Below are 16,193 nucleotides of genomic sequence, written 5' to 3'. Positions count from 1 at the left end.
GATCGAATGTTCACAATCAAGATTTGCGGAATCACTCGACACGACGACGCCGTTGTCGCCGCCGAGGCCGGCGCGGACGCGATCGGGCTGAACTTCTACGCCAAGAGCCCGCGGAGCGTTTCGGTCGAAACCGCCATGGAGATCGCCCGGGCCGTCGACGGCGGGCCGGTGGTGGTGGGCGTGTTTGTGAACGCGTCGGCGGCGGAGATTGCCCGGGTGGTGGCGGCGGTCGCGTTGGGCGCCATCCAGCTCCACGGCGATGAGCCGGCGGAGTTCGTCAACGAATTACCGCACGGCGTGCCGGTGATCCGTGCGGCGCGGATCGGGGCGGCGGGCTTGGCCGAGGCTGCGGCTTACCGCGACGCCTGCGGCGACTTGGGTCGACCGCTGGCGGCGATGCTCCTCGACGCGTCGGTGAAAGTCGCCCCCGGCGAAGAGGTCGTCTACGGCGGCTCGGGCCACCGGCTCGACTGGCCGCGGGTCGCCGCCGAGCGGGGGGTGCTGGCGCCGACGCCCTTGATCCTGGCCGGCGGGCTGACGCCGGTTAACGTCGCCGAGGCGATCGCGGTTAGCCGGTGCGATGGCGTCGATACGGCGTCGGGGGTCGAAGTGAGCCCCGGTGTGAAGGACCAGCAGATGGTCCGGTCGTTTATTGCGGCGGCGCGTCGGGCTCTCCGCTGAGGAGGAAGCGTTAGCGCTGTGAACCAGATGATCGGTTCGCCGCCTGCGAGCCGGGAAGCGTCCGCCCTCGGAGTGAATCCACAGCCGCTATCCCCGCGCAGGGCCGCTCCGCCACAACTTCACCGGTTGAGCCCTCCCCCCGCGACGTTTATCCTTACGAGTCTCACCAATCATCCCTCCCGAAGAAGGTTCTGCCGTGGCGACTGCCGAAACCGCGAAGCTCCCCTACAAAGTTCTGGACTGCACGCCCGCGGAGTTCGAGCGCCTGGCCGCGTTCGGCCGCCAAGAGATCCGCCTCGCCGAAAACGAGATGCCGGGCCTCATGTCCCTCCGTGAGAAGTACGGCAAGACCAAGCCGCTGGCCGGCGCCCGGATCGCGGGTTGCCTGCACATGACGATCCAGACGGCCGTGCTCATCGAGACGCTGACCGCCCTGGGCGCCGAGGTCACCTGGAGCAGCTGTAACATCTACAGCACCCAGGACAGCGCCGCCTGTGCGGTCGCTAAGGCCGGCATCCCGGTCTTCGCTTGGAAGGGCGAGACCAACGAGGAGTTCGACTGGTGCATCGAGCAGACCCTGTTCGCCTTCCCGTCGGGCGAGCCGCTCAACATGATCCTGGACGACGGCGGCGACCTCACCGCCATGGTCCACGACAAGTTCCCCGAGCTGCTGGCCGGCATTAAGGGCCTGTCCGAGGAGACCACCGCCGGCATCCACCGCCTCGAGGTGCTGCTCAAGCAGGGCCGCCTGGCGGTCCCGGCGATCAACGTCAACGACTCGGCCACCAAGAGCAAGTTCGACAACCTGTACGGCTGCCGCGAGTCGCTCGCCGACGGCGTCAAGCGCGCCACGGACGTGATGCTCGCCGGCAAGGTCGCGGTCGTCTGCGGCTACGGCGACGTCGGCAAGGGCTGCGCCCACAGCCTCCGCTCGTACGGCTGCCGGGTGATCGTCACCGAAATCGACCCGATCAACGCCCTGCAAGCGGCGATGGAAGGCTTCGAAGTCACGACGATGGAAGAGGCCTGCTCCGAGGGCAACCTCTTCGTCACGACGACCGGCAACAAGGACATCATCCTTGGCCAGCACATGGTCCAGATGAAGGAGGACGCGATCCTCTGCAACATCGGCCACTTCGACACCGAGATCGATATCGCCTGGCTCGAGGCCCAGGTGAAGGCCGGCAAGGCGACCAGCGAGGTCATCAAGACCGAGAAGGAAGGCGCCGTCGATCGCTACACGTTCAAGGACACGGGCCGCTCGATCCTCACCCTGGCCAAGGGCCGGCTGGTGAACCTCGGCTGCGCCACGGGCCACCCGAGCTTCGTGATGAGCAACTCGTTCACGAACCAGACGCTCGCCCAGATGGAGCTCTGGAACAACAACGGCGAGTACGAGAACCAGGTCTACCGCCTGCCGAAGCGCCTCGACGAAGAGGTCGCCCGCCTGCACCTCGAGAAGATCGGCGTCAAGCTGACCAAGCTAACGCAAGACCAAGCCGACTACCTCGGCGTCCCGGTCGAAGGGCCGTACAAGCCGGACCACTATCGTTATTGAGAGTGGGCGGTATTAGGCTTGCGGCCTGAGGCATCAGGCTTAAGGACGAACTACGAAGCCACCGGCTACGGCCGGTGGCTTTTTTTATTTGGCCACCGGATCCGTTATAATGAACTCCTCGACGCCCTACCTGCTCGAAGGAGACCGCGATGCGATCCGCCGCTTGGTTGATGCTCCTTGTTGTGATTGTGGTGACGTTCCTCACGTGCGCTACGCCGTCGGGCGCCCAGGCGCCAGTTGTGGAGGGGACGGTCGCGGAGCGAACGGCGGAGCTTGAGTTGCCGACGCCCCCGGAAGACAAAGCCGAGTGGAAGCCGACCGGCGAGTTGGCGGAGCTCCTCAAGAAGATGCAGGAGGCGAGCAAGTCTTCGCGCGAAGTCTTCGAGCCGCTCTCGGCTGCGCAGATGAACTGGCGACCGTCAGACGGCTCGCACACGCCACGCTGGAACGCGGAGCATCTGGCGGCGACCCACCTGGGGTTCTTCTCGCAAGCCTACGCAACCCTCGACCCCGAGCATCACAAGGCGATCCGGATCAACCCCAAGCAAATGCCAGACGACTACGTCGCCGCCCATCTCGACTGGACCGGCGCCGAAGAGGCCGAACAGATGAAGCGGATCGACGACTACGTCAGCGGGCACGCCTACCTGTTGGATGGCCACGACCTCGACAAGCCCGTCGGGCAAGGCCGGATGACCCTCCGCAAGCTGCTCGAGATCGTCGCTGTCCACTACGACCAGCACACGGGGAACGTCAAGAAGAAGTTCGAGCTGGCGGATTGGCCCGCGGAGTGACCCCGCTGCCGGCGCTGGTTCCACGTGGAACAATTTGCCGCTCGCGGCCTCTGGGTGTTCCACGTGGAACAACGGGTCGGCGTCGTCTCGGTGGTTTGTTCCACGTGGAACAAGCGCGGGGCGCCTGAGTTGAGTGGCACTAGGGTTAGCGGTACCAGGTGGCTTCCTTAGTGCGTCGCCGACGACGCTTGGCGAGCCGCCGATCGAGCCAGCGGTTCACCAGCCACGTCACCGGCTGCCAAGTCGCCACCGCGCAGAACGCCGCGGCGATCGACGTCAGGGCCATCGGCGGGTTCAGCATGTCGGCCGCCTTCAGGAGGCTGAGCACCACCGCGACCGGGACCGTCAGAGCCAAGAGTTGCCAGACGCCGAACCGCAGACCCGACGACGTCAGACGTCCGCGCCGCCGGCGGCGGACCTCGGCCACCGCAGCGAGGCAGCCGGCGGCCTGGCCCATGGCGATGGCGAGGCCGCAGTGGGCGAAGACGAAGAGGGCGGGGAGGAAGTCGAAGGTGTCGGTCGCCATCAGCGACGCGCCGAGCGCGGCGGGGAGGGTCGTTAGGTACGCCACGAGGCCGCCGGCGAGCTTCCCCTGGGTGTCCCGGGCCAGCGGCTTGGCGAGCAAACGCAAAACCAGTGCGCAGATCGGGACCGTAAAAATCGCGACCAGCCCGGCGTAGGCAAGCCCAATCACAAACATGAAGACCGCCGCCACAAGTCCCACCAGCGCCCCCGCGATGGCGGCGCCAAAGCCGGCGAAGTTTCCGCTAGCGAGTTGCAGAAGGAGCCCTATCCCCATCCAGAGTCCAAATGCCACCAGCGGATAGAGGCCCCCCGCCACCGCGATTCGACAAATCAGATTCTCCCCATACAGATCGGCGAACGGCGCCAGACCTCGGCCATGCCATCGTGATCGAGCACGAGGGATCCCTGGCGTCCGAGCGATCGAGGTTGCGTACTCGTTCATCGTTACGGAATCGTGTGGAGGCGATCGGTGGCGCCAGCATAGACGACCAACCGCCAACTGACGTTCCCTTTCACCCCGGGGGCCGCTAACCTCCGCCGCCGCGATCGGGACGACGCGGGTCGCGTTGCGGTTTCACCGCGTCGACACGACGCGACTCGCGGCAGCGCGTTCCCTAAGCCCCTAACCCCTCAGCCCCCAGCCCCTCCACCGCCATGGGCCGCGTCCTCTGTATCGCGAACCAAAAAGGGGGCGTCGGCAAGACGACCACCGCGGTGAACCTCGCCGCCGCGCTGGCGGCGTCGGGTCGCAAGACCTTGCTGATCGACCTCGACCCGCAGTGCAACGCCACGAGCGCCATCGGCGGCGAGCCCACCGCGCGGCACCCGCTCGTCCAACGCACCCCGATCCGTGAAGCCGTGAAGGCGACCGACATCGAGGGCTTGCAGCTGCTCCCCGGCAGCCGCAGCTTCCACGACGTCGACCACTTGGCGACTGCCGGCGGTGGCGAGTCGCGCCTCGTCGCGGACCACCTGGCGGCGAGCCTTAGCGTCTACGACGCCGTGCTGGTGGACTGCCCGCCGTCGCTGGGGACGCTCACCGAGACGGCCCTCGCTACGGCTGATGAAGTGGTGATGCCCCTCGAGTGCGAGTACTTCGCCATGGAGGGGCTCACCCAAATGATCGAGCTCGTGAAGCGGGTGATGACCCGCCGCAACAGCCGTTTGCGGCTCGGCGGGATCCTGCTAACCAAGCACGACCCAACCCTCGAGCTCACCCACGAGGTCGAGCGCGAGGTGCGTGACTTCTTCGGCGAGGCGGTCTTCCAGACCGTCGTGCCGCGGGACGTCGCCCTGGCCGAGGCCCCCAGCCACGGCCAATCGATTTTTCAATACGACTGCCGCTCGCGCGGCGCTAGGGCCTATATCGAAATCTGTCAGGAGGTGCTGTCGCCATGAGCAGCCAACGTCGCTTGGGTCGCGGTCTCGAAGCCTTGCTGGGCCGTTCGCTGGACGAACAAGGCCACCCCCCCGTTCCACAAGCCACCGATCCGATGGGCGAGCCGATCGGCGAGGCAGAGAACTTCGTCGACCCGGGCGTGATGTCGCGCGACGAGGAGGGCCAGCGCTGGCTCGACATCGGCGTCATCGAGGCCAACCCCTTCCAACCGCGGAAGCACTTCGACGAGGAGCAGATCGCCGACCTCGCCGACTCGATCCGCGAACACGGCGTGCTCCAACCGCTCTTGGTGCGTCGCCTCGACGGCCGCTTCCAGCTGGTGGCCGGTGAACGCCGCCTCCGAGCCGCCCAGGCCGCCGGTTGGCAACGCGTGCCCGTCCAGGTCCGCGCCTGCGACGACCGCGAGACGGCCGAGCTGGCGATCGTCGAAAACCTCCAACGCACCGACCTCAACGCGATCGAAAAAGCGACCAGCTTCGACCGCTACCTGCGTGAGTACGACTGCACGCAGGAAGAGCTCGGTAGGCGGATCCACATCAACCGCGCCACGATCGCCAACCTCGTGCGTCTGTTGGAGCTGCCGCAAGAGGTCAAGCAGATGGTGATCGACGGCGCGCTGACCGCCGGCCACGCCAAGAGCATCCTCGGCCTCCCCGCCGACCAACAGACGACGTTCGCCAAGCGCGTCAGCAGCGAGGGCCTCACGGTCCGTAAGACCGAGGAGCTGGTGCAGGAGGCAGCGCAAGGCGGCCTCCGCGTCGTCGGCGACGACGGCGTCAGCCGCCAACCCGGCGCCACCCGCAGCGAGCAGATCGCCGCACTCGAGCAAGAGCTGACCACGGCCCTTGGGACGAAGGTCGCCCTCAGCCAAAACGCCAAGGGCGCCGGCAAGATCACCCTCCACTTCAAAGACGCCGACGAGTTCGAACGCCTGCGGGCGATCCTCCGGGGCGAGGGGCAGCCGGTAACCAACGCGGCCTGAGCCCAACAGAATCCGAAACCCTCTCCTGTGGGAGGGGTCTCTAGACGCCGATGACCGCGTCCATCCGAAACGGCATGGTGCGCGAAATCGGGGTCTGGAGACCCCTCCCACAGCCCTTTCATGGCCGGCCGTCGCCTTCGCTGTGGCGAGCCCTTCACCGGCTTGTTAGGGTACAGCTGGAGGATCGATCGATGGCCATCGACAAGAGTGAACTTGACCAGTTCTACGACTACGCCAAAGCGGAGGAAGCGTCCTCCCTTGAAGAGGCGTTGTTGCGTTGGCGGTTTCAGCAAGGCCCGCGCGTCCAACCCGCCGCCGTGTTTGCCGAAGGTCGGAGCCTCCGAGACCGGATACTCGACTCGGGAGTGCTCGGGAGTTGCGGCTCCTTGCCGGTCGATCTCAGCACCAACCCCGACTACATGAACGGATTCGGGGTCAGCGGTTCGGCGCTGCCGTGACCGCCGTCCTCATCGACACCGGCCCATTGGTGGCCCTGCTGAGCCACAAAGACGCCCAGCACGAACGGTGCAGCGACATGGCCGCGACGCTGACAGCGCCGCCGATCACGACCTGGCCGGTGCTCACCGAGGCGGCTTGGCTGCTGCGTCGTGACCAACCCGGGGTCGAGAATCTGCTCCGGATGGTCACGGGCGGGGACATCCTCGTCGCTCATCTCGACGCGACGGCGGCCGAGTGGCTCCACGCCTTCCTTCAGAACTACCGCGATCTGCGGCCCCAGCTGGCCGACGCCAGTCTCGTTTACCTGGCGGAGACCTTGCAGATCGACACGGTGTTCACACTCGACCGCCGGGACTTCTCGGTCTACCGCCTCGCGTCCGGCGCGCCGCTGCGGCTTCTGCCCGACTGAACGCCGGGCGCCAAAGGAAGGGGCGCCGCAGGCTCCCCCTCGTTGTGGCGAACCGCCCGGCCGCGTAAGATGTCGGGTCTCTCAAGCCTGCGGCGTTCAGCCCCAGGCTTGTAGAGCGGGGCGTGGCGCAGCCTGGTAGCGCGGCTGGTTTGGGACCAGTAGGTCGCACGTTCGAATCGTGTCGCCCCGACTTGATTATTGGCGGTCTCGGCTTGGCTTCGCCAAGACCTCGCCACGCGCGGATTTCTGGCGGTCTCGACATGGCTTCGCCATGGATCTCGCCACGTGTGGTATTTCTGGCGGTCTCGACGTGGCTAGCGCCATGATCTCGCCACGCGCGGGGTTTCGAGCAAGCTTCGCCTTACCGTAGCGTCTGAGCCGTGACGTTCAGATGTCGTCTGCTCTAAAAGGCGAGCCGGGAACGTGAGTGACCGGAGGGCGCCGGGGACCCGTCGCCACCTGCGGCTAGCGCCGACTGCTCTGTTGGCGAACCGGCGTTGGCGAGCCGGCGACGTAAGTCGTCGGTGGAACCTTGGTGCCCGCTCCCCTCCGACGACTTGCGTCGCCGGCTCGCCGACACTCGAAATGGGACGCGACTACCGGCGCTACGATCACACGTTCGTGAGCGCGGCGGTGGAGTCGCCGAAGCGCTCGAGGCCCGTGACGCCGGCGTTCTGGGCCATACGAAGGTACAAGTTCGCCAGGGGCGTCGCGCCGTGGTTGACGTGGCGACAGGTCTTGTACGCGCCGCCGCCGGCGCCGGCGAGGACGACCGGCAAGTCAACGTGCGTGTGGCGGTTGCCGTCGGAGTTGCCGCTGGCGTAGACGATCTGTGAGTTGTAGAGCATCGACTTGCCGTCGGCGTCCTTCTTCTCGTCGAGCGCCTTGAGGAACCGCGCGAACTGCTGGACGTACCAGCGGTCGATCTCTTCGATCTTGCGGACCCACTCTTGGTTGTTGCGGTGGTGCGTCAGCTCGTGGTGGCCTTCGCTGATGCCGATGTGGTCGAAGCTGCGGTTGCTCCCGTCGTGGGCGAGCTGGAACGTGGCGACGCGCGTCGAGTCGGTCTCGAAGGCGAGCACGAGCAAGTCGAACATCTGGGCGATGTGCTCCTCGTACGCACGGGGGATTCCTTGCGGCGCCTCGCGCCCCGGGTCGGGGGCGTCGGCAAAGCGCTCGGACGCCTCGATGCGGCGTTCAATCTCGCGCACCGCCGTGAGGTACTCGTCAAGCTTCTGGCGGTCGGCGACGCTCGCCTTACGGTTGAGGGACTCGGTCTCGGCCATCACGAAGTCGAGCACCGATCGCTGCTCGGCGCGGCGGCGGGCGAGGCTCTCGGCGCGCTGGCCGGGGGCGCCTTCGCCGAAGAGCCGCTCGAACACCAGCCGCGGGTTGTGCTCGGGCGCCATCGGCGTGGTCGGCGACTTCCACGAGACGTTGTACTGGTACGCGCAGGCGTATCCCGAGTCGCAGGCGCCGCTCCGTGGGCCGCGGTCACCGGAGAGTTCGAGCGACGGGAGCCGCGTCTGTTGGCCTACCTTTCCGGCGATCTCTTGGTCGATCGAGACGCCCACACGCAGGTCCGACGCGCTCTTGTTGAGCCGCACCGTGGTCAGCAGGGCGGCGTTGCCACGGGCGTGGTCGCCGGGGCCGTCGGGGCCGGCGAGGGCCGCTTCGAGGTCGAGGCCGCCGAAGACCTGGACGAGGTTGCGGACCGACTCCAACGGCTTGAGCGTCTTGCCGAGCGCGAGCGCGGCGCCTTCACCGCTCGACGCCCAGGCGGCGGGGATCGCGCCGTTGGGGAAGGTGATGAACGCGGTCCGCAAGGGCGCGCCGGTCGCCGTCACGGCGCCGGCTGTTTCGGCGGCGCCCGCTGAGGCCAGCGCCGTGCGCGCGCCGAGCGACTCTAGCGCCGGCAGGGCGAGACACGCGCCGACGCTCTGGAGGAAGCGGCGGCGATCGAGGCGGAGGGCTTCGTTCATCGGGGCGTCCTACTGGTTCTTTGCTTAACGGTTGGTCGTGTGAACGTTGCGCTGGACGGTTGCGGTCGCGGGCGTCTCAACGCGGCGGCGCCGTTGGAACGGCGCCGACTCGACGACGTCGCGCACGAGGCCGCGGAGGTCGCCGCCGCTCTGTTCGAGGCCTTCGACGAGCTTATCCACCGTCAGGGTATCGTAGTACTCGACGCCGCGGCCGAGGGCGTAGGTGAGCAGCTTTTCCGACAGGCAGCGGTAGAAGTCTTGCCGCCGCTCGGTGGCGAGGATCTTCTTCAGCTCGGCGACGCCGTTGAACGACTCGCCGGTAACGAGCGTGCCGGTCGCGTCGATCGGCTTGCCGTGGTCGTTGTCACGCAAGATGCCCAGCGCGTTGAAGGGCTCGAGCGCGAGGCCCAATGGGTCCATCCGCGCGTGGCACGACGCGCACATCGGCGAGTCGCGGTGCTTCTCGAGCGACTCCCGGAGCGTCAGCGGCGTCGCCTCGCCCTCGTTGGCCGCCTCGAGCGAGGGGATGTCAGGCGGCGGTGGTGGGGGCGGCGTGCCGACCAGGTTGTCGAGCACGAACAAGCCCCGCTTCACCGGCGAGGTGCGGTCCGGGTTCGACGTGTTGACGAGCACGGTCCCCTGCGTGAGCACGCCGCCGCGCGGGCTGCCGGCGGGCAGCTCGACGCGTCGCATGTCGCCGCCCGTGACGCCCTCGATGCCATAATGCCGGGCGAGGCGCTCGTTGAGGAACGTGTAGTCGCTGTTCAGCAGCTCTAGCGCGCTGCGGCCTTCGCGGAGCACGTGCTCGAAGGCCATCTCCGTCTCTCGCCGCATCGCCCAGCGGAGGTCGCCGTCGAGGTCGAACTCGCGCACCCGTTGGAAGGCCTCGTCGAAGGCTTCACGGATCGCGCGGAGCTCTTGGCGTTCCTCATCGGTGAGCAAGCCGGGCTCTTTCTGACGCAGTTCGCGGAACCGCGCGCGGCGTTGCTCGCGCTCGGGGTCGTGCGGGCTGTCGGCGCTGATGACGGCGAACGCGTTGACGTTCGTCTGCTGGATGTCGCGGGCGCCGAGCCACTGGCCGACGAAGTTGCGGACCAGCGCCTCCGAGCGGGGGTCGTTAAGCAGCCGCTCGAACTGTTCGTCGAGCTGCGCGCGGAGCTGGCCTTCGGACGCCAGCCGCATCAACTCGGCGTCGGGCATCGTGGACCACAGGAAGTAAGAGAGTCGCGACGCGATCGCGTACTCGTCCACCAGCGGGTAGGGATCGCTGGCGCCTGTCGTCGGCGTGGCGTCGGCCTCTTCGCGGAACAAGAACCGCGGCGACGAGAGCACGGCGGTCATCGCCTGGGCGACGCCGGCCTCGAAGGGTCGGCCCGCGGCGACGGACGCTTCGACGAGTTCGACAAGCCGTTCAGTCGTTTCCGTGTTAGGAGGACGGCGGAACGCGCGCTCGGCGAAGCCGCCCAACAGCTCTGCGGCGTAGGCGCGGCGCTCGGCGGCGTCGGTGGGCGCATCGCGCGGGAACCACTTGCGGTAGTTCGGCGGCTCGACCCAGTGCTTCTCGGCGAGCGGCCCGCGCACGGTCACGTCGACGATCGTCATCCGCAACGAGCGGAGGCGCTCGGCGTCGGGCGTGAGCGGCTCGACCTCGAACTGGATCGTGTGGTCGCCGGGCTCCCACTTCACCTTGTGCCGCTGCTGGTACTCTTTGCCCCCCTGGCGGCTGTACTCTTCGTCGTGCTTCTGCTCGCCGTCGATCGAGTAGCGGAAGCGGCACTTGTTCTTGTCGAACACCAGATCGACGTAGTCCTCTTCCGCGCGGTAGGTGACGACGACTTCGTAGCGCCCCTTCTTGTCGACGTGGTGCGTCGCGCTGGCGGTGGCGGGCTCGTAATAAGAGAGTGAGCGGCGCCAGCCATTGGGCTCCTGGCCTTCGCCGACAAACCGCCCGCCAGGGATGCGGTGCTCGGCGACGACGCGCGGCTGCATCGGCACGGTCTGCTCGACAATCTCTTGGGCGGCGGCGACGTACTTCTCCAGGTGCAGCGGCGAGATCGTCAGCACGTCGGCGACGTTGTCGAAGCCGTAGCCCGAACCATCGGCGGGGAAGTCGGCTTGCGTGTCGTAGTCGACGCCCATCAGGTCGCGTACCGTGTTGCGGTACTCGGTCCGATTGAGCCGGCGGAGCGTGACGCGGCCGGGGTCGATCTGCGCGGGGTCGAGGTGGAAGGCGGCGCGTTTGATCCAGGCGGCGAGTTGCTCGCGCTCGTCGCCGGCGGGCTGGTCCATGTCGGCGGGCGGCATGACCTCGGCGCGCGTCAGCGCGAGCACCTTCTCCCAACGCTTCCGCAGCGGCTCTTCCTTGGCGGGGTCGCCGGCGGCTTGCTTCCACTCCTCGACGAGCGTGTCGAGCGCGACGCCGCCCTCTTCGCCGCCGTAGCCGTGGCAGTCGTAGCAGTACTGCGTGAGGATCGGCTCGACGTTTGCCAGCTCGACGGGCGCCAACACGGCCGGCTCGTCACTGCGCGCCGCGATCGCAGACGACGTAAGCGCGGCGATCAAGGCAAGGCGCCGGAGCATGCAATGAGGGGGGACAGACCTGAGAGCTTCGGCCCGCGGCCGAAATCTGCTGGTCCCTCAGTGTAGCGAGTCGGGCATGCCAGCGGCCACCAACGAACCCCACCGGCAGGGGCCAGTCGTGGAGAGGGTTAGCTGGGTCACAAGGCGTGAAAATGGGCAGTTTTTGACCCCGGCGCGACCCGCAACACCCGCCGCCCCCCGACGCGACCCAGGGCATGCGTTCTAAGGGCCCTAGGGGGCCCCTACGGGGCCCCTTGCGCGCCGGACGATACAAACGTCCAGTCGCCTGCCGGACGCGTTTAAGGGCCCTTCTCGGGGCCCAGGCGGCGCGCCGTTGAAAACTCCCTGATTTTGAACCACCGATGACACGGATCGCACGGATCAGGAACGAACCCGGGTCCTATCCGTGCTCATCCGTGTTATCGGTGGTTCCTTCCCGTGCAACGCCGTAGCAGGCAACTTGGTTTGGTAGGTCGTTGACCAACTTTTCTGGCCGCCGACTTGGTCGCTCCCTGACGGTCGCGGCTCGGTTTGTGAGTAGCGGTTGGAGAAATGGTTTAGTCCGGGAAGCGTTCGACGTGCGACTCGCCACGTCGGCCGAAGTAGATGGCTTGGCGGCCGGTGATCTGGACGAAGTAGCCGACGCAGCCCGCGGCCATCGTCTTGCGGATGAAATCGAGGTAGGTGTGCTCGCCGCGCTGGCTCTGGTGGACGGCGGACTCGACGGCGGCGGCGTCGAACGCGTCGCCGAGTTCGTGCCTGGGGTGTGGGGTCGCGACGACTTGTGAGTCGCCGTCGGTGAGGTAGTAGGTGATCTCACCGCGGCAGTAGTCGGCGTGGTAACGCTCGACGCCGATGGCACTGAGCTTGCCGACGATCTCGGGGAAGGTCATCTCACCGCACAGCCCACCGATGGCGCAGGCTTGGATGGTTTTGGTTTGATCGATGGTCATGACTAAGAATGAATTGTGGGAGGGGTCTCCAGACCCCGATGACGCGCACCACGCCGTTTCGGATTGGATACCGTAATCGGGGTCTGGAGACCCCTCCCACAGTTGGCCTGTGGCCAACGGGCATATTAACCCAGGCGGTCGATGATTAGCTTGCCGATGTTTAGCGACGCGGTGGCGGCGGGGCTGGGGGCGTTGAGGACGTTCACCACGCGGCCGGTTTCTTCGATCAGGAAGTCGTCCACCATCGAGCCGTCGGAGAGGACCGCTTGGGCGCGGACGCCGGCGGGGGCGGTTTCGAGGGCTTCGACGGTGATCTCGGGAACGAGGCGTTGCAACGCTTTGACGAAGGCCCGCTTGCTGACCGAGCGCCACATCTCGCCGGCGCCCATCCGCCAGTGCTTGGCCGCCATCTTGAGGAAGCCGCCGTAGGTGAGCGACTCGGCGAGGTCGCCGATGTTGAGGCCCATCTTCGTGTAGCCTTCGCGCGCGAGGGCGAGCACCGCGTTGGGGCCACACTCGACGCCTCCGCCGATCATCCGGGTGAAGTGGACACCGAGGAACGGGAACGCCGGATCGGGCGTGGGGTAGATGAGGTTGCGGCAGAGTTTTTGCGCGCTGGGCTTGAGCTCAAAATACTCGCCGCGGAAGGGGACGATCTTGGCGTCGGGCTTGGCGCCGGAGAGTTTGGCGACGCGGTCGCTTTGCAGGCCGGCGCAGGTGACGGCGCGCTCGGCGGTAAAGTCACCCGCGGTCGATTGCACGACGACCTCGCCGGGCGATTGCTTGATCGATGTGACGCGCGCACCGGTGACAACGCAGCCGCCGGCGGCGGCGATCAGCTCGGCGAGCTTGGTGCAGACGGCGCCGTAGTTGACGATGCCTGCCTCGGGAACGTGGATCGCGGCAACGCCCTTGGCGTGCGGCTCGAGTTCGGCGAGTTGCTCGACGCCGATGCGCTCGCAGGTGACGCCGTTCGCTTGGCCGCGCTCGTAGATCTTTTCGAGCGAGGGGAGGTCGCCTTCATCCACCGCGACGATCACCTTGCCGCAGACCTCGTAGGGGATCTGCTGCTCCCTGCAGAACTCCTCCATCGCCCGCTTGCCTTCACGGCAGTTGATCGCCTTGAGCGAGCCGGGCTTGTAGTAGATGCCCGAGTGGAGGACGCCCGAGTTGTGGCCGGTCTGGTGCTGGCCGACGGAGGACTCTTTCTCGAGGACCGTGACGACGGCGCCGGGGTAGCGCTCGGTGTAGCGGTAGGCGGTGGCGAGCCCGACGATGCCGCCGCCGACGACGAGGAGGGAGGGGGAGTCGGGCATCAGGGGTCAGTAGCCAGGTGTCAGGAGGGCAGGTCCCCCGCCCCTTTTAGGGGGAGGGATTAGGGGAGGGGGCTGTAGCGGGTATGCGATATGCGTCCTCAGTAATCTGACTCCTTTATCGGTTCCAAGCACCACGGTGAAGCTGGTATCCGGGTTCTACCCCCGTCCCCTAGCCCCTCCCCCTGAAGGGGGCGGGGGACGTGGGCAGCCGCTTCGCTGCTGATTTCATCTCCTTCCTCGCGCCTCACCGCTCATCACCTAGTAATGGTCGCCGCGTTTGCGGAGGTGGACAATCGGCGGGGTGTCGGTGAGGACCTCGCTGGCGGTGACCTCGGCGATGACGACGCGGTGGTCGCCGGCGTCGGCAACCGTCGCCATCCGACATTCGAGCACGGCGATCGCGTCGGCAAGAGCGGGGGCTCCGCAGGCGGTTCGCGCGATTGCGACGCCCTCGAACGCCGGCTCGTCGGGCTCAAAGCCTTTTGCGAAGTGCTTGAGCAGGGACTTCTGACCCTCGCCGACGACGTTGAGGACGAACGACTCGCCGGCCTCGATCCGCTCGCAAACGGGGCGGCCGCGCTTGAGCGCGACGCTCAGCATGGGCGGCTCGAACGCGGCTTGCTGCACCCAGCTAGCAAGCATGCCCGTGGCAGTGGCGTCCTCGCCGACGGTGAGGATGTAGATGCCACTCGGCAGGCGGCCGAGGGCGAGGTGGGGCAGTGAATGGGCGGGTTCGCTCACGAAGCGGTGGCGGGGCGAGGGTGATGGAGGTGGATACTTTCATCTGAATGACCAATGACCAAATCCCAAGGACCACTGCCAGCGGAGCGGGAGCTCCTCATTGGTCATAGGGGCTTGGTCATTGGTCATTGGTCATTCCATTTATGTTAGGTGCGTTTGACGGAACGCCCTAGCTTCGCCTCAACGCTAGCAACCTTGCTGCGGAGGCGGCCGCTATGGCCGGGGCGGTAGTCGAGCTTTGCCGAGCAGGTAACCCGACGGCTCTTGACCGCCAGGTGCTCGATGCAACGCTGCATGAGCTCAAGGACTTCGGGCAATTCGCCTTCGACGATGGTGCCCATCGAGTGCAGCTCATAGGGCAGGCCGCTAGCATCGATTAGTTCGACGCACTCAGCCACCGCGGCGCTGACGCTTTCGCCAGCATCCATCGGCACGAGGCTCATCTCTAGCAGGACCATCGCGACGACTCTCCGCAGGACGATTCACCCAAGATCGTGGCCGCTCGGGGCTCGTGCGGCTTCGATTGGTGGTTCCGATTAGACCGGTTGTAGGGGTTTTAAGGGTTCTCGTCGAGGGGCGACGCTTCATAACTCAATACCGGCATAGGGGTTACGTTCCGTCAAGTTTGCTCTAGGGAGGGACCGATTTAACCGTTACCTTCCGCACGACCAGCGGCCGGCTTCTGGCAGGCCCGCTTCACGAGCGCCCGCCATGACCGTTACCCGCCAACTCGCCCTGCTCGCCGCCTTGGTGGCGTCCGCCGCCTTTGGGCCTCAGGACGCGCCCGCGCAGGCGGTCGATCCCTTCGTCGAGGCGGCCCGGGTCGCCCAGCGGCCGACCGAGTCGGTCTATGGCGGCGTGCAACTGACCAGCGCGAACGTCGGCGCCGGCTACCCCGTGTCGGACTACCAACCCGAAGTCTACTCGGGCGCCGAGTACGGCCAGCCGGCGGCGCCTTGTTTGTCGCCGGAGATGGTCGGCCCAACGGCGACGTGGGGTTACGCGGCGCCGGCCAACAGCTGGGGCTGGCAGGTGCTTCCCGACGGCCTCATCTATCGGAGTTACCAAGCCGGCCCGCGCGAGTCGCGGCTCGGCCTGCACACGTTCCAGAACAGCTACCCGGCCAACGGCGCCTACGCGGGTCAGAAGAGCGAATGGGCGTGGGACGCGACGCTCGGCGGTCGGAAGGGCGTGATCCGCTACGGCAACTTCGACGACTGCAACCCCGTCGGGTGGCAGCTCGACTTCGAGGGCGCCACGATCGTGCGGCTCAATCTCGACGAGGCCCGCGACGTGGACGCGTCCGACTTCCGTTTCGGCGTGCCGCTCACCTACACGGCGGGCGACGGCGTCGCTTACAAGATCGGCTACTACCACCTCAGCTCGCACCTCGGCGACGAGTTGATCGCTCGCACCGGGAGTAATACGCGGATCAACTACGTCCGCGACGCGATCATCGCGGGCGTGTCTTACCAGATGTTCCCGAGCCTGCGGGTCTACGGCGAGACGGCCTACGCGTTCTTCACCGCCGGCGGGGCCGAGCCTTGGGAGTTCCAGTTCGGCGCCGAGTTGTCGCGTCCCGGACCAACCGGATTCCGCGGCACGCCGTTCATCGCCACCAACGCGCACCTTCGCGAAGAGGTCGATTTCAGCGGCGACTGGACCCTCCAGACCGGCTGGCTGTGGCGTGGCGACACGGGCAGCACCCTGCGGCTGGGCCTGCACTACATGAACGGCAAGAGCAACCAGTACCAGTTCTTCGATCGCAATGAAGAGCAGATCGGGTTTGGGCTGTGGTGTGATTTTTAGGGCTT

General features: G+C 66.8%; 15 protein-coding genes and 1 tRNA gene. 9 read left to right on the top strand and 7 right to left on the bottom strand.

Annotation, left to right across the window (positions count from 1 at the left end):
• Window positions 1–6 precede the first annotated feature (6 nt).
• From Spa11_RS03645 to Spa11_RS03635, 3 genes are all read left to right on the top strand, one after another.
• Complete coding sequence (locus Spa11_RS03645) at window positions 7–681, top strand: phosphoribosylanthranilate isomerase (RefSeq protein WP_145108009.1); 675 nt, start codon at window positions 7–9, stop codon at window positions 679–681.
• 196 nt (window positions 682–877) lie between these two features.
• A complete protein-coding gene (ahcY, locus tag Spa11_RS03640) occupies window positions 878–2,239 on the top strand; it encodes an adenosylhomocysteinase (RefSeq protein WP_145108006.1) in 1,362 nt (453 codons plus the stop codon).
• Window positions 2,240–2,388: 149 nt separating this feature from the next.
• Window positions 2,389–3,033, top strand: a complete 645-nt coding sequence (locus Spa11_RS03635; protein ID WP_145108003.1) for a DinB family protein — start codon at window positions 2,389–2,391, stop codon at window positions 3,031–3,033.
• A 145-nt stretch (window positions 3,034–3,178) separates the two neighbouring features.
• Here the strand turns inward: Spa11_RS03635 and Spa11_RS03630 are convergent, their stop codons facing one another.
• The gene (locus Spa11_RS03630; protein ID WP_145108000.1) at window positions 3,179–4,000 is read right to left on the bottom strand and encodes a hypothetical protein; all 822 of its coding nucleotides are present in this window, start codon (window positions 3,998–4,000) and stop codon (window positions 3,179–3,181) included.
• Between the two features lie 212 nt (window positions 4,001–4,212).
• Here Spa11_RS03630 and Spa11_RS03625 point away from each other — a divergent pair, with 212 nt between their 5' ends.
• The 5 genes from Spa11_RS03625 (at window position 4,213) to Spa11_RS03605 (ending at window position 6,997) form a co-directional block, all read left to right on the top strand.
• Window positions 4,213–4,956 carry a ParA family protein gene (locus Spa11_RS03625; RefSeq protein WP_145107997.1) on the top strand — a complete coding sequence of 248 codons (744 nt, stop codon included), beginning with the start codon at window positions 4,213–4,215 and terminating at the stop codon, window positions 4,954–4,956.
• Window positions 4,953–5,939 (top strand): ParB/RepB/Spo0J family partition protein, encoded by a 987-nt coding sequence (locus Spa11_RS03620; RefSeq protein ID WP_145107994.1) that lies wholly within the window; start codon window positions 4,953–4,955, stop codon window positions 5,937–5,939. Before Spa11_RS03625 ends, Spa11_RS03620 begins: the two co-directional genes overlap by 4 nt.
• Before the next feature lie 191 nt (window positions 5,940–6,130).
• Entirely contained in the window at window positions 6,131–6,397 is a 267-nt protein-coding gene (locus tag Spa11_RS03615) for a hypothetical protein (protein WP_145107989.1), read from the top strand.
• Window positions 6,394–6,807 carry a type II toxin-antitoxin system VapC family toxin gene (locus Spa11_RS03610; RefSeq protein ID WP_145107986.1) on the top strand — a complete coding sequence of 138 codons (414 nt, stop codon included), beginning with the start codon at window positions 6,394–6,396 and terminating at the stop codon, window positions 6,805–6,807. Before Spa11_RS03615 ends, Spa11_RS03610 begins: the two co-directional genes overlap by 4 nt.
• A gap of 116 nt (window positions 6,808–6,923) precedes the next feature.
• Window positions 6,924–6,997, top strand: a tRNA-Pro gene (locus Spa11_RS03605).
• Between the two features lie 421 nt (window positions 6,998–7,418).
• Here the strand turns inward: Spa11_RS03605 and Spa11_RS03600 are convergent.
• The 6 genes from Spa11_RS03600 to Spa11_RS03575 form a co-directional block, all read right to left on the bottom strand.
• Window positions 7,419–8,789: a DUF1552 domain-containing protein gene (locus Spa11_RS03600; RefSeq protein WP_145107979.1), complete on the bottom strand. Its 1,371-nt coding sequence runs from the start codon at window positions 8,787–8,789 to the stop codon at window positions 7,419–7,421.
• A 24-nt stretch (window positions 8,790–8,813) separates the two neighbouring features.
• A complete protein-coding gene (locus Spa11_RS03595) occupies window positions 8,814–11,369 on the bottom strand; it encodes a DUF1592 domain-containing protein (RefSeq protein WP_145107976.1) in 2,556 nt (851 codons plus the stop codon).
• A 557-nt stretch (window positions 11,370–11,926) separates the two neighbouring features.
• Window positions 11,927–12,322 carry a DUF1398 domain-containing protein gene (locus Spa11_RS03590; protein ID WP_145107973.1) on the bottom strand — a complete coding sequence of 132 codons (396 nt, stop codon included), beginning with the start codon at window positions 12,320–12,322 and terminating at the stop codon, window positions 11,927–11,929.
• Between the two features lie 125 nt (window positions 12,323–12,447).
• Window positions 12,448–13,638 (bottom strand): L-2-hydroxyglutarate oxidase, encoded by a 1,191-nt coding sequence (gene lhgO, locus Spa11_RS03585; RefSeq protein ID WP_145107968.1) that lies wholly within the window; start codon window positions 13,636–13,638, stop codon window positions 12,448–12,450.
• A 258-nt stretch (window positions 13,639–13,896) separates the two neighbouring features.
• Window positions 13,897–14,379, bottom strand: coding sequence for a flavin reductase family protein (locus Spa11_RS03580; RefSeq protein WP_145107965.1), 483 nt, complete (start codon window positions 14,377–14,379; stop codon window positions 13,897–13,899).
• 146 nt (window positions 14,380–14,525) lie between these two features.
• Entirely contained in the window at window positions 14,526–14,837 is a 312-nt protein-coding gene (locus Spa11_RS03575; protein WP_145107962.1) for an MTH1187 family thiamine-binding protein, read from the bottom strand.
• Between the two features lie 253 nt (window positions 14,838–15,090).
• Between Spa11_RS03575 and Spa11_RS03570 the strand changes: the two genes are divergently transcribed.
• Window positions 15,091–16,188 carry a DUF1207 domain-containing protein gene (locus Spa11_RS03570; protein ID WP_145107959.1) on the top strand — a complete coding sequence of 366 codons (1,098 nt, stop codon included), beginning with the start codon at window positions 15,091–15,093 and terminating at the stop codon, window positions 16,186–16,188.
• Window positions 16,189–16,193: the final 5 nt, after the last annotated feature.

The sequence above is a fragment of the Botrimarina mediterranea genome (genome assembly GCF_007753265.1).
Lineage (GTDB): Bacteria > Planctomycetota > Planctomycetia > Pirellulales > Lacipirellulaceae > Botrimarina > Botrimarina mediterranea.
Note: the sequence above shows the minus strand (reverse complement) of the source record. Positions and strands in the feature narration are given on the sequence as shown.

What these genes read in the sequence shown, in the direction of transcription:
- Spa11_RS03645 (WP_145108009.1), top strand. Translation starts at nt 7, where the DNA reads ATGTTCACAATCAAGATTTGCGGAATCACTCGACACGACGACGCCGTT.
- Spa11_RS03635 (WP_145108003.1), top strand. Translation starts at nt 2,389, where the DNA reads ATGCGATCCGCCGCTTGGTTGATGCTCCTTGTTGTGATTGTGGTGACG.
- Spa11_RS03630 (WP_145108000.1), bottom strand. Translation starts at nt 4,000, where the DNA reads ATGAACGAGTACGCAACCTCGATCGCTCGGACGCCAGGGATCCCTCGT.
- Spa11_RS03625 (WP_145107997.1), top strand. Translation starts at nt 4,213, where the DNA reads ATGGGCCGCGTCCTCTGTATCGCGAACCAAAAAGGGGGCGTCGGCAAG.
- Spa11_RS03620 (WP_145107994.1), top strand. Translation starts at nt 4,953, where the DNA reads ATGAGCAGCCAACGTCGCTTGGGTCGCGGTCTCGAAGCCTTGCTGGGC.
- Spa11_RS03615 (WP_145107989.1), top strand. Translation starts at nt 6,131, where the DNA reads ATGGCCATCGACAAGAGTGAACTTGACCAGTTCTACGACTACGCCAAA.
- Spa11_RS03600 (WP_145107979.1), bottom strand. Translation starts at nt 8,789, where the DNA reads ATGAACGAAGCCCTCCGCCTCGATCGCCGCCGCTTCCTCCAGAGCGTC.
- Spa11_RS03595 (WP_145107976.1), bottom strand. Translation starts at nt 11,369, where the DNA reads ATGCTCCGGCGCCTTGCCTTGATCGCCGCGCTTACGTCGTCTGCGATC.
- Spa11_RS03590 (WP_145107973.1), bottom strand. Translation starts at nt 12,322, where the DNA reads ATGACCATCGATCAAACCAAAACCATCCAAGCCTGCGCCATCGGTGGG.
- lhgO (WP_145107968.1), bottom strand. Translation starts at nt 13,638, where the DNA reads ATGCCCGACTCCCCCTCCCTCCTCGTCGTCGGCGGCGGCATCGTCGGG.
- Spa11_RS03575 (WP_145107962.1), bottom strand. Translation starts at nt 14,837, where the DNA reads ATGGTCCTGCTAGAGATGAGCCTCGTGCCGATGGATGCTGGCGAAAGC.
- Spa11_RS03570 (WP_145107959.1), top strand. Translation starts at nt 15,091, where the DNA reads ATGACCGTTACCCGCCAACTCGCCCTGCTCGCCGCCTTGGTGGCGTCC.